Source organism: Chryseobacterium sp. StRB126, from assembly GCF_000829375.1.
Classification (GTDB): Bacteria; Bacteroidota; Bacteroidia; order Flavobacteriales; family Weeksellaceae; genus Chryseobacterium.
In genome coordinates this window covers 3,008,023-3,022,244 of the sequence record NZ_AP014624.1, presented here as the reverse complement: position 1 = coordinate 3,022,244, position 14,222 = coordinate 3,008,023, and the positions used below count along the sequence as shown (strand labels likewise).

The 14,222-nt window shown below is 37.3% G+C and carries 13 protein-coding genes; 3 read left to right on the top strand and 10 right to left on the bottom strand.

Annotated elements, in window-relative coordinates; all coding sequences use genetic code 11:
* Positions 1–2 precede the first annotated feature (2 nt).
* From CHSO_RS13660 to CHSO_RS13650, 3 genes are all read right to left on the bottom strand, one after another.
* Positions 3–716, bottom strand: a complete 714-nt coding sequence (locus tag CHSO_RS13660) for a phosphoadenylyl-sulfate reductase (protein ID WP_045502564.1) — start codon at positions 714–716, stop codon at positions 3–5.
* A gap of 81 nt (positions 717–797) precedes the next feature.
* Positions 798–1,214: an RrF2 family transcriptional regulator gene (locus CHSO_RS13655; protein WP_045496872.1), complete on the bottom strand. Its 417-nt coding sequence runs from the start codon at positions 1,212–1,214 to the stop codon at positions 798–800.
* A gap of 117 nt (positions 1,215–1,331) precedes the next feature.
* The gene (locus CHSO_RS13650; protein ID WP_045496870.1) at positions 1,332–2,186 is read right to left on the bottom strand and encodes an AraC family transcriptional regulator; all 855 of its coding nucleotides are present in this window, start codon (positions 2,184–2,186) and stop codon (positions 1,332–1,334) included.
* 89 nt (positions 2,187–2,275) lie between these two features.
* On the opposite strand from CHSO_RS13650, the gene CHSO_RS13645 reads away from it, so the two are divergent.
* Entirely contained in the window at positions 2,276–3,256 is a 981-nt protein-coding gene (locus tag CHSO_RS13645) for a polysaccharide deacetylase family protein (RefSeq protein ID WP_045496867.1), read from the top strand.
* A 43-nt stretch (positions 3,257–3,299) separates the two neighbouring features.
* Complete coding sequence (locus tag CHSO_RS13640; protein ID WP_045496865.1) at positions 3,300–3,686, top strand: DoxX family protein; 387 nt, start codon at positions 3,300–3,302, stop codon at positions 3,684–3,686.
* A gap of 72 nt (positions 3,687–3,758) precedes the next feature.
* On the opposite strand, the gene CHSO_RS13635 is transcribed toward CHSO_RS13640, so the two are convergent.
* From CHSO_RS13635 to CHSO_RS13605, 7 genes are all read right to left on the bottom strand, one after another.
* Positions 3,759–4,253, bottom strand: a complete 495-nt coding sequence (locus CHSO_RS13635) for a GNAT family N-acetyltransferase (RefSeq protein WP_045496861.1) — start codon at positions 4,251–4,253, stop codon at positions 3,759–3,761.
* Positions 4,254–4,556: 303 nt separating this feature from the next.
* Positions 4,557–6,701: a zinc-dependent metalloprotease gene (locus CHSO_RS25065; protein ID WP_052480599.1), complete on the bottom strand. Its 2,145-nt coding sequence runs from the start codon at positions 6,699–6,701 to the stop codon at positions 4,557–4,559.
* A gap of 273 nt (positions 6,702–6,974) precedes the next feature.
* Positions 6,975–8,240, bottom strand: a complete 1,266-nt coding sequence (locus CHSO_RS13625) for an NAD(P)/FAD-dependent oxidoreductase (RefSeq protein ID WP_045496858.1) — start codon at positions 8,238–8,240, stop codon at positions 6,975–6,977.
* 15 nt (positions 8,241–8,255) lie between these two features.
* Positions 8,256–9,254 (bottom strand): 4-hydroxyproline epimerase, encoded by a 999-nt coding sequence (locus CHSO_RS13620; protein ID WP_045496854.1) that lies wholly within the window; start codon positions 9,252–9,254, stop codon positions 8,256–8,258.
* Complete coding sequence (locus tag CHSO_RS13615; RefSeq protein ID WP_045496850.1) at positions 9,251–10,735, bottom strand: aldehyde dehydrogenase (NADP(+)); 1,485 nt, start codon at positions 10,733–10,735, stop codon at positions 9,251–9,253. The genes CHSO_RS13620 and CHSO_RS13615 overlap by 4 nt, the downstream gene beginning before the upstream one ends.
* Positions 10,736–10,751: 16 nt before the next feature.
* Positions 10,752–11,657: a dihydrodipicolinate synthase family protein gene (locus CHSO_RS13610; protein ID WP_045496847.1), complete on the bottom strand. Its 906-nt coding sequence runs from the start codon at positions 11,655–11,657 to the stop codon at positions 10,752–10,754.
* A gap of 88 nt (positions 11,658–11,745) precedes the next feature.
* Entirely contained in the window at positions 11,746–12,630 is an 885-nt protein-coding gene (locus CHSO_RS13605) for an AraC family transcriptional regulator (RefSeq protein ID WP_045496845.1), read from the bottom strand.
* A 185-nt stretch (positions 12,631–12,815) separates the two neighbouring features.
* Between CHSO_RS13605 and CHSO_RS13600 the strand changes: the two genes are divergently transcribed.
* On the top strand, positions 12,816–14,210 hold the full coding sequence (locus CHSO_RS13600) for an aminopeptidase P family protein (protein ID WP_045496842.1): 1,395 nt from the start codon (positions 12,816–12,818) through the stop codon (positions 14,208–14,210).
* Positions 14,211–14,222 lie beyond the last annotated feature (12 nt).

The following is a 14,222-nucleotide window of genomic DNA, read 5'->3' as shown; positions in this document are numbered from 1 at the left end:
TTTTATTGATGAATATGCAGACCGCATTCTTTTTTATTGGCATCTTCCCACCACCAGCGGCCTGCTCTGAAGTCTTCTCCTTCCTGAATGGCTCTTGTGCAGGGTTCACATCCGATGCTTACAAATCCTTTTTTATGGAGATAATTGTAAGGCAGCTGATTGTTTTTTACATAATCTGTCACCTGCTCAGTACTCCAGTGAAGAAGCGGATGAAACTTAATGATCTGATTATCTTCATCCCATTCCAAGTCCGGCATATTCTGTCTGTTTGGGGAATGCTCAGCTCTTAAACCGGTGATCCAGATTTTATATCCTTTTAAAGCAGATTTCAAGGGATGTACTTTTCTGATGGCGCAACATGCTTTCCTCTGCTCTACAGATTGATAAAATGAATTAGGACCATTTTCTGATACAAATTTTTTCAGTTCTTCAGTGTCCGGGTAATAGGCTTTGATTTCTTTTTTGAAGAAGGCTTTTGTAGAAGCCCAGGTTTCGTAAGTCTGCTCGAAAAGCCTTCCCGTATCCAATGTAAAAATGTCTACATTCAGATTTTTTACTAAATGAGTGATGACCTGATCCTCGTAGCTGAAGCTTGTTGAAAATACTACTCCACCCGGAAATCTTTCTGTCAGTAATTGTAAAAGATCAGTTTGAGAAGCCTGTGAAGAGGTTTCTTTCTTCAGTTTTTCGAACTCGTTTTTCAGACTGTTTTCCATTTCCATTCAAATTTGTTGATGCAAATATATATAAAATTCTATAACTCCTATCAAAATAGTAGAATATAAGTAGAAAAAAAATTATTTTTTGTTGATAAACGAGGTCAGAGTCGCCTCCATCATGCTTTTTCTGGTCTTTTCACGTACAATGATTAACTCATTTCTAAGGTAACATTCTGCTTCATCTACACAATCATCACAGGCTTCGTAGAAGTTTAAAGATACGCAGGGCGTTAATGCAATAGGGCCGTCAAAAATACGGTAGATATCCGCCAATGATACTTCATCAGGAGATTTAAGAAGGTAATATCCCCCTACTTTCCCTTGTTTGCTGTTAACAAGTTTAGTTCTTTTAAGCTCAAGAAGGATTTGCTCCAGAAACTTTTTGGGAATGTTTTCATCCTGTGCAATAATAGAAGTGGACAGATAGCCTTGATTGTAATTTCTTGCTAATCTGACCATTGCTTTCAGCGCATATTTGCAACGTTTGGACATCATAATCTACGCAAGTTATAACAAATTATCTGATAAATGAAATGTTTTTATGGAATGAAAACTACAGCCATGAAATAATTTTTATATAAGGAATGGTTTATCAACAGAGCTTTACAATCTCTAGGGGTTTTTATATTCTTTTTTAAAGACAGACGGAGACTTGCTTCTATAGGTTTTGAATATTTTATGGAAATGGCTAACATCATTAAAACCAAGTCTGTCTGCAATTTCACTGATGTTGTAGTTGCTTTGAAGCAGAAGTTTTTCAGCAGCCTTTACCTTATATTGAATGATGTGTTGTTGAATGGAAAAACCAGTCTCCTTTTTGATGTAGATGCTGATATAATTTGGGGAAAGCAGAAATTCTTTAGCTAGGTTTTCTATTTTCATTTTGTCTGCATCCAGAAAATTAACATTGATGTAGTATAAGATCCTGTCTATTCTGCTGAGATTTTTAGAAACCCATTTTTGATTGATGGCATTGCTCATGGTATTTCTGGTGAGAATGGTGAAAATTGTTGAAAAAAGATCTGTTGCAATTTCTTTATTGTATAAGTTTTTGTGGCTGAATTCATGCAAAAGAATACGGGATAGCTGAAGAAGGTGCTCTCTGCCTGATTTATTTTTAATCACAGATTCATACACAAAAGACCGGTCCTCCATCAGTAATTGAATAATTTTTTTCAGTTCATTTTTCTTGTTCATCAAAAGGGTTTCCCAGATATATTCCTCCGTAAATTTTATATAGATGAAACTGGTTTTGTTTTGGATAGTAAATTCATGAGCATCACTGGGTCTTAGAAGGAATACATCTCCTTTTTGATAGGGAAATGTAATGCCGTTCAGATGATGGGAACCTTTTCCATTTTCTATGATAATCAGCTCATAGAAGTTATGGTTGTGATATTCAATGTCCCAGATTTCCTTTTCGATTCTGAAAACGTTGAATGAATTGAAATTGATAATTCTTTTCATAGATAATGAATTTTTACAAATTTAAGATTAATTTTTACAATAATAACGAACGGTTTAATAGTCAATTTTGCAGTATAAATACATGTAAAATGAAATATATAAGACAATCAGTAATGGTACTTGCTGCAACGGTATTTTTGGGGTCTGGTTTTAAAGCTAATGACTGTGTTGGAAAAGGAAATCCGGAAGATAAAAATCGTATGGTAACAAAGAAGCATTGGCCTAATGGTGCACAGTTGGTCATTTCCGTATCTATGCAGTTTGAAACGGGAGGCCAGCCTGAAGGAGCGGAAAGTCCTTTCAGTAATACTCCACTTCCTAAAGGGCAGCCTGATCTTCCTGCAGAAAGCTGGTATCGCTATGGTGGAAATGAAGGAATTTACCGTATGCTGGATCTATGGAAAAAGTATGACATCAAAGTAACCTCTCACGTAGTGGGAACCGCTGCCGAGAAATATCCGGAAATTGCAAAAGCCATTGCCAATGGTGGTCATGAGATTGCTGCTCATGGGATTTCATGGGATAACCAATGGAATAAAAATTATGATGAAGAATTACAGTTTGTAAAACAGGGGGTAGATGCTGTCGCAAAAATTACAGGACAGAAAGCCGTGGGATACAATTGTAACTGGCTGAGAAGAAGTCCGAATACCCTGAAAGTATTGCAGGAGCTAGGTTTCCTTTATCATATTGATGATCTCAGCCACGATGAGCCTTTCATTACCAAGGTAAAAGGGAAAAATTTTGTGGTTATTCCCTACACACTTCGTAATAATGATATTGTGAATATTGAAGGAAAACACTGGAGTCCGGATCAGTTTCTTGCCCAGCTGAAGTTTGAATTTGACAGGCTTTATGAGGAAGGAGCAAACAAAAGAAGAATGATGAGCATCAGTTTCCATGACAGGATTGGCGGAACACCTGCTATGGTTCATGCCATGGAGGAGTTCATCAAATATACCAAAGAAAAGCAGGGTGTGGTTTTTATGAGAAAAGATGATATTGCTAAAATGGTGATGAATGATCCTGATACTCCGGTTGATAATAGTGAAGCAAAATTCAATAATTAACAAGCTGTTTTCAAATTAAAATAATAATTCAAAAAATACTTTTATGAATAAGAATATAGCTTATCTTTTCCTTCGTTTATCGATGGGGATCAATTTCTTCGGACATGGACTGGTGAGATTAACCAAACTTAATGATTTTGCTGACGGGATGACGAAAAGCTTTGAAAAAAGCTGGCTTCCTCAATTGTTTGTGCAAATGTTCAGTACAACACTCCCTTTTTTAGAATTTATTATCGGATTACTGCTTATCATTGGCTTTAAGACTAGAATAGCAGCTATGGCAGGAGCTTCACTGATTATCCTGCTGTTATTCGGAAGCAGTACGGTTGAAAATTGGGAAGCAATGGGAATTCAAATGATCTATGCAGGATTATTTTATCTCCTGATCTTGAGAATGGATGATAATGTTCTTTCTCTGGATAGAAAATAGGTCATGATAAAAGACAAAGCAAGCTTGGAATAATCCCAATCTGCTTTGTCTTCTTAACTTTTTAGTCTATTCTTAGTCTTTTGAATATAAAAAATAGGCAAGTTCCCTATCTCCTTCTATCAGGTTTTCATTTCTGTTAAATCCACATTTAAGAAGTACTTTTTGAGAACCGATATTATCAAGATCCGTTACGGCAATAATATCTTTCTTTTCATCTAATGCAAGACAGTGACCAACAAGTGCCTGGCATATTTGGGTTCCGATACCTTTTCCCCAGTAGTTTTCTCCAAGGATATATCCGATTTCTGCCTGGTTGGGATTGTGATGGAAAGTTCTGGCCAGACACATTCCAACAAAATCATTATTTTCAGTATTAAAGATTCCCCATCTGCTGAATGGTCCTTCTTTATAGTCTGATAAAGCTTTTTCAAACATTTCTTTAAACTCTTCAGGAGATTTGTAAGGCAGATAACGGGTAACCTTCTCGTTTTTAAACAGGTCTAAAAATAAATGGAGTTCCTGAGGGGTAAATTCCCGTATAATGATGGTATCGTTTTTATAGTACATAAGAATCAATTGAGTTTGAAATCGATAAATAAAATTACGTAAATAAACTCACAATTGCCGATAAAACCTGGTAATATTCGTCATAAAATAAAAATGGGCTTAAAAAATTAAGCCCATCTTGTATTCAACAAGTGAATAACTAACATATCAATACTAAATTATTTTATTAAATGCATTTGTTTAAAAAGCTTTAAACCAGTTTGTAACCGCTTTGAAGTAGTAATCAGGAGGCTGGTGGCCAAGAAGGGTTTCATTTCCAGAATACTGTCCATCTTCAATATTGTATCGATATAGCGTTTGATCCTATTTTTTAATGAATTTTTGGGAAGATTTTCCTAAAGAAGTTTCAATATCAATTAAATAAGTTCCGCTTAGGAAGTGTTTAACATCAACCTTATCACCAACAACTTTAGCATTCATTTTTCTTCCAAACATATCATAAACAGAAATTGATTTAATTTTCCCTTTTGTTTTAATATTCAATACATCAGAAACCGGATTTGGATAGATAGAAGTTTCTGAGTTTGTTGTATCAACGTCTGCAGTGGATAATGCTAATGCACAAGGGGTTGTAATACTGCCATATGGTTGTGTATTGTATCCAAATTCAGTTACAGAATAACTTGAACCATTGGTCCCAACAATCAGTTTGAAATAGCCGTTAATATTGTAACCTTCGAATTGATTTCTAAAACCAACATAAGCGGTTTTGCCAGACCAGTTAGTGTATGTAGGAGTGTACACGTCAAGTTGTCCGGGAGTACCAATTGGGTAACCTATATTATTTGCATTCGTTATAGTGGTGCAAGCCGGAATTAAGCTAATATTTCTTGTTCCTGTTTCACATACTAATCCTTTCCAATAGGTTTCCAATTTTAATTGATTTGCTCCATAGTACCAAGCGCCATACCCTGCATCATCACTAAGCTCCGGGTTAATGATAAAATATTTCCAAGTTGCCCCGGAGTTGGTTGTTACTGTTGTTACTGTTGGGTTTGCATAACTTTCCAGAGGAGTTCCTGTAACTATTTTATAGGGATCTTTGTAAGAAAAAGTTAATGCCAAAGCTGTAGTTGATCCTAATGAAGTTACGCCTCCTGCTATAGCCGGATCTCGGAACGTAATTGATGAATTCAGGACCTGACTTTTAGGATGACTGGTTGCTGCACCATTTATGGTAAGTGTAGCAGTAGTAGGGCTTGTAACTGCTATAGCTGCTGTTAGTCCTGGTGGTAATGAAGAAGTGAAATGTGTTCCTGAAGTAAGAGTTGTTCCATTGGGTACGGCAAATGTTGCTCCGTTTAGCGTAATCGTTGATTTAGGGGCAGATGCTACTGTTCCATCTAATGACACGGCTCCATTATTGTTTAAGTTCTCTGTAAATGTACTGTTGCTAAGGGTTAATTTAGGTGGAGTATTGGCAACTCCGGTTGCGGCTAAGTTGGCAGGCTTCCATAAATTTATTCGCGAAGGATGGTTTAATGCTGCCAGCATTCTGTCAACTTGTCCATTGGTAAACATTTTATAACAACCGGAAGAACCATTGTATCCCATATAGTTTTCAACGTTTACTTTTTGTCCAAGACAATTGTTTCCAGTTGTACATCCTAATCCGGAAGAAGTGTTTTCTACAGGTGTGTCAGCAACTCCATCACCATCATTAGTTGGGTTTGCCGTTGAACATGGAATATTAAAGGTGTGTTGAAGATTTAACCAATGCCCAAATTCGTGAGTAAATGTATCAGAAAACTCGTTTGAAGCTACTGTACCAGCAGCATTAAATATATAACGTCCATTATAAACAACTCTGGCTGTATTTACTGAAGTCATGTATGAATCCGGATACCAGGCAACTCCCGATTGATATAAATCCTTATCAGCATATAGGTCATTTTGGATATACACATTCATATACTTTGTATTATCCCAAGCATCGGTGCCAATTTCTGTATCATATCCGCCTCCATTGCCATATCCTCCTTTGAAAGGATGAAAAATCACTCCGCTTGTTGCTTTTCCGGTTGGATCAATTTTAGCTAATCGAAATTCAATACTTAATGCTCCTCTGATAGATTGGAAATCAGGATCTACAGTATTTGAATCAGTGTTAATTCCATTGAAATTTAAATTGATTTGCTGCAGTAAGTCAACTACTTTTTGGTAATTTACTTTTACATTACTTTGAGATTCTCCATACACATGAAAAACCACAGGGATGATGTAGGTTGGATTGTTGGCCCTATTATTTAATGAATTTCTGTTTGATCCCCTTTTTTTTATGAAATCTTTGGTGTATTTCTCAAAATTTTCATAATCAGCCTTAGATTCAGGATGCAGTTCAAAATGTTTTTTCATCATTTCATCTGCTTTACACTCATGAGGTCTGTTTTCTTGAGCAAAACCTATTATTGGAAATAGGGACATAATTAATAATGATTTAATTTTCATGATTTTTTGGATTTGGGTGTTAATAAATTATTTTAATAATCAAATTGTTTTATGCTTAATCAACCTGTCTAATTGGATCCAGAATGATTTTAACTTGTCTGTAAATTTTGATAGTCAATATCTCCCATGCTTTTGTCCACAACTTTGCCATCCTTTATCATAAAGTATTGTGGGATAATGCTTATCCCATGATTTCTAATTTTCTGGAAACTCTTTCTTTAAAAAATTTTAAACAGGTTCAAATAATAATTTTGTGTGTTATGTGATGTTTTTTTAACTAAATCTTTCAGGGTTGAATATCTTTATCTCAACCGTTGGCTTTTGATCATTGGCAAGTTCAGAAACTGTTTTTCCGAAAATAGGTCCGAGACTTAAGCCCATCATTCCGCCACCCCCTGCGATAATCAGATTTTTTAATTTTGAAGATTGTCCCAGATAAGGAAGTCCATCCGGTGCACAAGGTCTGTATCCAAACCAGATTTCGGATTCTTTGGGCAATTTTACCTGGAAATCAGGCATGTACTTGGGAATAGACTGAACAATACCTTCTACTCTTTTCATATTCACTTTATCATGATGAGAAGCCAGCTCCATGGTTCCTCCAAAACGGATCTGTCCGTTCATAGGTGTTACTGCAACTCTTGCCTCCAATAATAATGCTGCATGCTCCAATCTGTTGACTGGATTTTCAGGGGTATGCATGAAAGAATAGCCTTTTCCGGGCATCAGTTGAATTTTGACACCTGCTTTTTGAGCCAATTCAGGTAAAAATGAACCTCCGGTCATAATGAAACGATCCGCTGAAAACTTTTTACCATTGGCGATTACTGCTTTAATGGTATTTCCTGCAATTTCGTAGCTTGTTACTCTATGTTGCGTATGGAAAATGACTCCATTGTTTTTAAGGTAAGAGATCATTTGCTTCATCAGCTTTACCGGATTCATATGGCCATCGCATTTGTAATTGACACCTCCTATAACATCCAATTGAACATTAGGTTCCAGGGCCTGAATATCTTTTTTGTCAAGGATATCAACAGGGAGTCCCAAACTGATGGCTTTATAGGCTAATTCTGTTTCTTCTTCGGCTACTTTTTCGGTTTTATAGAGCATCAGAATTCCGTTTTGATTCAATTCAAAATCAAATTCTTCTTTTCCTGCAATTTCATTGTAAAGGCTGCTGCTTGCGAGATTAAGATCTCTGATTGCCTGTGCAGAACGGTCTACATGGTTCTGATTGGAATGTTTCAGAAATTTTAAACCCCAGGATAAAAGTTGGGTACTCAGCGATGGCTTTACATAAAACGGACTTTTACTGTCGAACATCCACCGAATTCCCTGTGCAACAACTCCAGGAGCAGCCAAAGGGGTAAAATGACTGGGTACAATCATCCCTGCATTGCCATAAGAACAATTATTGCTGAGATCATTCTGTTCCAGGATTTCTACCTGCCAGCCTTTCTGTAAAAGATAATATGCTGAACTTAGCCCTGCGATTCCTGCACCTATAATCAGTGCTTTGCCTTTATTTTGTGTCATAACTCGTTACAAAATTTACATTACCTGAAATCCCAGCCAATAAGGGTCTTCGTCATCAATAATAATCTGATTATAGCCGGTAATTCTCGCCCAGCCTTCTACTGAAGGAATAATAGCCGGTTTGCCATCCACAGTAGCGGTTCCTTCAATTCTTCCTATAAATTGCGATCCGATATAGCTTTCATGGATGAATTCTTCACCTTCTTTTAATTTCCCTTTTGCATACCATTGAGCCATTCTTGCTGAAGTTCCGGTTCCACAAGGAGAACGGTCTAAAGCATTTTCCCCCACTAATACGGCATTTCGTCCGCTGGCTTTAGGATCTGTGGGATTTCCCGTCCACTGAATATGGCTTAATCCGGAAATATGTTCATTTTCAGGATGGATGAATTGATATTTTTCATTCAGCAACGTTCTTATGATCTTCCCATAGTGAATAAGCTGGCTTGCCGTGAAATCAGAAATATCTCTAAAGTTTTCCTGAGGGTCAATGATAGCGTAGAAGTTTCCTCCATAGGCCACATCAGCCTTTATCAATCCAAGATCAGGGCACTCCACTTCAAGGTCTGCAGCGTAAAGAAAAGATTTTACGTTGGTGAGTTTTACTGATTTTACTTTTTTCCCTTCCTGTATATAATCTATGAGAATAAGCCCGGCAGGCGTTTCAAGACGTAGTTTTCCCGGAATTTTAGGAACCACCAAGCCTTCTTCTATGGCAATGGTAACTGTTCCGATGGTTCCGTGTCCGCACATGGGAAGGCAGCCGCTGGTTTCAATGTATAAAACTCCGATATCATTTTCTTCATCAATAGGAGGATACAAAATACTTCCGCTCATCATATCATGGCCGCGGGGTTCAAACATCAAACCTTTTCGGATCCAGTCATATTCTTTCATGAAGTGAAGCCTGCGCTCCATCATGGAATTTCCTTTTAAAATAGGCCCACCACCCGCAACCAGACGTACCGGACAGCCACAGGTATGGGAGTCTATGCAAAAAAATGTTCTGTTCATACGGTTTCTAATTTTAATGATCCTGAATTTACTTCTCCATCTACAATTCTGCTGATCTGCAATGGGTTTTCATTCTTCAGTTCTTCGGGTAAGAATTCATCCGGCCAGTTCTGAAAAGAAATGGGGCGAACAAACCGTTTAACGGCATCCGGTCCTACGGAAGTAAAGCGTGAATCTGTAGTTGAAGGAAAAGGCCCTCCATGCTGCATGGCATACACCACCTCTACTCCGGTAGGCATTCCGTTGAATAACAGTCTTCCACATTTATCTTTCAAAAGATGAATGAGTTCAGAATTTTCACGAATATCATCCGAAGTTGCAGCTACAGTAATGGTTAGCTGTCCTTTTAAGTTTTGAGCAATCTGTATAAGTTCTTCTTGGTTTTCACAAGCGACAATGATTCCAAAAGGTCCAAAGACTTCTTCGCTCAGCACAGGATTATTAAGGAAGCTTTGAGCATTGGTTTTTATAATGGCTGCACTTCCTTTTCCTTCTTCAGTTTCTATTGAAGCAGTTACTTCAATGTCAGGCTGTGTTATTGCATTGGCCTTATGTTTTTCAAAGCTTTCATATATGCCATTGTGAAGCATGTGAGCAGGTGTAATTTCCTGGATTTCATCTTTTACTGCAGCGATGAAACGACTTAGGGATTCTCCTTTCACCGCAATAAACACTCCCGGATTGGTACAGAACTGTCCTACTCCTAATGTTAATGAGCTAATATATTCTTTAGCTAAAGCTTCTGCTTTGCTTTCAATCAAGTTTTCCAGTGCAAATACCGGATTAATGCTTCCCATTTCTGCAAATACCGGAATAGGATTTTCGCGACGGCTGGCGATGTCAAATAAAGCTTTCCCACCACTGAATGAACCAGTAAACGCCACTGCCTGAATATCCTGATGTTGGGTTAAATACGTTCCAATCTCATAGGATGTTCCGGTAATATGGTTAAAAATTCCTTCTGGCCATCCAAATTCTCTTACTGCGTTTGTTATTGCATCAGCCATCATTTGAGAGGTCTGAGGATGGGCAGGATGAGCTTTTACAATAACGGGACAACCTGCTCCTATTGCACTTGCTGTATCTCCTCCTGCTGTGGAAAAAGCAAACGGGAAATTACTGGCTCCGAAAACAACCACAGGTCCTAACCCTATATTGTACTTTCTAAGGTCTCCTTTCTGCTTCTCGGGCTGAGCAAGATCAATCCTTGGTTCCGTGTATATTCCGGAGGCTGCTGCTTTTGCATAACTTCTCCATTGTCCTACTGTTCTGGCTTTTTCACCGGTAAGTCTTGCCAGAGGTAATGAAGTCTCAGCATGAGCGGTGGTTAAGAGTTCTTCTCCTAAAGCTTCAATCTGATCGGCAACAGCATTCATTAATGCAGCTCTTTCTTTTATGGTTGTATTCTTCAGGAATTGATATGCTTCGGAAGCCATCTGAATTTTCAACTCAATATTTTCTTTTGATGTTTCTTCAATCATAGCTTTTGTTTTGGTGTTAATCTAATGTTGGTCGATTGGCTCTGCCTTCTTCAATAATCTTATTGACTTTTTGAGCTTCTTCACCCTGAAGTTCAAGACGTGGTGCTCTTACATACGGATTGCTGATGCCTTCAGCGGTGGCAGCCAGTTTAATATATTGGATAAGCTTAGGATGAATATCTAACTCTAATAATGGCATAAACCATCGGTAAATGGCAACCGCCTTATCATATTGTCCTGCTTTGGCGTAGTTGTACATGGCCATAGTCTCCTTAGGAAAGGCATCTACAAGTCCTGCTACCAATCCATCGGCACCAAGCATCAGGGTTTCAAGACAAATGGTATCTACTCCACCAAGAATTTTGATTCTTTTCCCAAAGCGGTTAATCATTCTGGTTACATTCGCTAAGTCTCTTGTAGATTCTTTAACAGCTTGAATGGTTGGATATTCTATAAGCTCATCAAACATCTCCAGCGTTACATAAATTCCGTAATCTACCGGGTTATTATAGATAAGGATCGGAAGATCTGTAGCAGCAGCAACGGCTTTAAAATATTCTACCACTTCACGACTATCGGCTTTGTAACGCATAGGAGGAAGAAGCATTAATCCATCAGCTCCCAACTCTTTTGCTTTTTGAGCAAAATTGACTGCATTCTTGGTTGTATTTTCAGAAAGATTAAGGATAACGGGAATTCTGCCCGCTGTAATTTTTTTAGCATATTGAAGAAGTTCAAACTTTTCTTCAGTTTCCAACGCGCTGGCTTCTCCTAATGTTCCCGCAAGGATAATCCCATGAACTCCGGCTTTAATCTGGGCTTCTGTATTAACAGCAAACATTTCAAAATCAATCTTTCCTTCTTTTGTAAAAGGAGTTAATACAGCAGGATAAATACCTTCCCAGTTTAGTTTTGTACTCATATCAAATAATATTTATTCAAAACTAAGTGAATTTCAAAACGGTAAATGTTAATATTTTAATAAATACTGACCGTATTTTAACATGTTGTTATTCGTGGTCCATTGTTGCTTCTTTATAATGCTTCAGATATTCTTTTGGGGAGTACTTCATAATGGATTTAAAAACCCGGTTGAAATTGGTCAAACTATTGAATCCGCTGTTAAAAGCAACAGAAGAGATGCTGTACATGCTGCTCGAGGTTAATAATCTGCAGGCTCTTTGTACCCGTAATTCATTAAGATATTGAATATAAGTAATTCTGGTGCGTTTTTTAAAGGATCTGCAGAATGCCTGAGGTGTCATACAGGCTTCTTTGGCAATAGCGTCAAGGGTAAGCTTCTGTTGAGTGAAATTTTTCTTAATATAATTTTGTGCATCTATAATTCGCTGGTCGTTTTCAGAGATATGATTTGGTAGATTCTTTTCTGAAGATAGCGGAATATGCAGCTGTCTGTTCTGCATCAGGTGGTTTAAAATCTTTATAAAGTCTATAATTTGTTCTATCCCTTGTGTCTTTTGTAAGGCTGCCATGCTTTCTCCTATACTTTTTTTTAATTTTAAAGCAACCTGAAACCCTACTTTTGAATGTTCGATGAAGTTTTTAAGTTCTTCAAATTCAGGTAAATCAAAAAAGGCTGATATTTTTTTATCAGGATCGAAGAAAATAGAAATAGCATGAACTTTTTGTTTTTCATTTTCAGCAAAATCACCCTTGAAAACGTGAGACTGATTGGCTCCCAGATAGAAAATATCTCCAGGTTCAAAGGTGAAAAGGTTTTGTTCTATGGCGAGAGTACCATGTCCCTTAAGGATCCACATGATCTGTGTTTCGGTATGCCGATGGAAGTAAGGATAGAAATTAGGCATAATATCTTCCTGAATACGGATACTTTTGTTGGTGTCGGCAGGGACTGAAAACTGAAGACTCTTCATAAATCAATACTTTATAAGACCAATGAATAGATAGGTTAAAATATTGCCGAATTTAAGCAAAATATGAACATTACATATGATATTAAAATACAAACTTTACATCTTCATAATTTTAATGAATAAAGGACTTCAAATAGTACAAAATCGTAACTTTAAACTTTTAAAATAAAAAGTATTCATAATATATGTTTTCAGCACAGACTTATCAAGACAGAAGAGCCGTATTGCAGGGCAATGTGGCCAATGGAATTCTATTATTTTTAGGAAATATAGAGAATCCTGTAAATTTTGAGCACAATCCTTATTATTTCCGTCAGGACAGTACTTTTCTGTATTATTTCGGGATTCAGGAGCCTAAGATTGCAGCAATTATTGACATTGATGAGAATAAGACGATTGTTTTCGGAGATGAACTGAGTATTGATGACATTGTATGGATGGGCAGACAGGAAACCTTGAAAGAAAAGAGCCTGAAATCCGGAGTACAGGAAACATTACCATATGCAGAGCTTTCTCAATACCTTCTGAAAGCACAAGCATCCGGCAGAAAGGTGCATTATCTTCCACCCTATCAGCCTTCTAATAAAATTGTACTGACAGATCTTTTAGGAATTAAAATAACAGAGTTACAGCCTTCTGTGGGAATGATTAAAGCTGTTGTAAAACAACGTTCTGTAAAAGAAGCTCAGGAAATTGTACAGATAGAAGAAGCCGTGAACGTATCCAATGAAATGCATCTTTTGGCGATGAGAATGGCCAAGCCGGGTATTAAAGAATATGAGATTGCTAATGCTATTCAATATCTTGCTGCTAACAAAGAATGTCAGATGTCTTATCCCCCGATTGTTACTATAAACGGAGGGATTCTTCATAATCATTACCGTCTGAATACCCTGAAAGACGGAGATCTTTTCCTTAATGACTCCGGTGCTGAAACGGCTATGGGATATGCGGGTGACTTAACCAGAACATTTCCGGTAAGCAAAACCTTCAGTACAAAGCAAAAGGAAATCTATGAGATCGTTTTGAATTCATTTAATAATGCCCATCATCTTTTGAAACCTGGAGTTAAGTTTAAAGATATTTATCTGAAAGCTTCTGAATATCTGGTAGAAGGGCTTGTTGATTTGGGATTAATGAAAGGAAATCCTGAAGAAGCAGTGAAAAACAATGCCCATACCCTATTTTTCCAGTGTGGATTAGGCCATATAATGGGATTGGATGTGCATGATATGGAGGATCTTGGAGAGCAATATATCGGGTATACAGAGGAAGAACCAAAAGATACCCAAACATTTGGCCTTAAATCTTTACGTTTAGGAAAAGCTTTAGAATCCGGATATGTAGTGACGGTGGAACCTGGTATTTATATGATTCCGGAGTTGATTGATATCTGGCAGTCTGAAAATAAAAATGCGGAATTTATTAACTATGATAAAGTAAATGAATACCGAAACTTCGGTGGCGTTCGTGTTGAAGACGATTTCTTGATTACAGATGATGGTTACAGGCTTCTTGGAAACGGATTGATTACTACGGTTGATGAAATTGAAAACTACAGAACAGAACATTTAGCGTAAGAAATCATATAT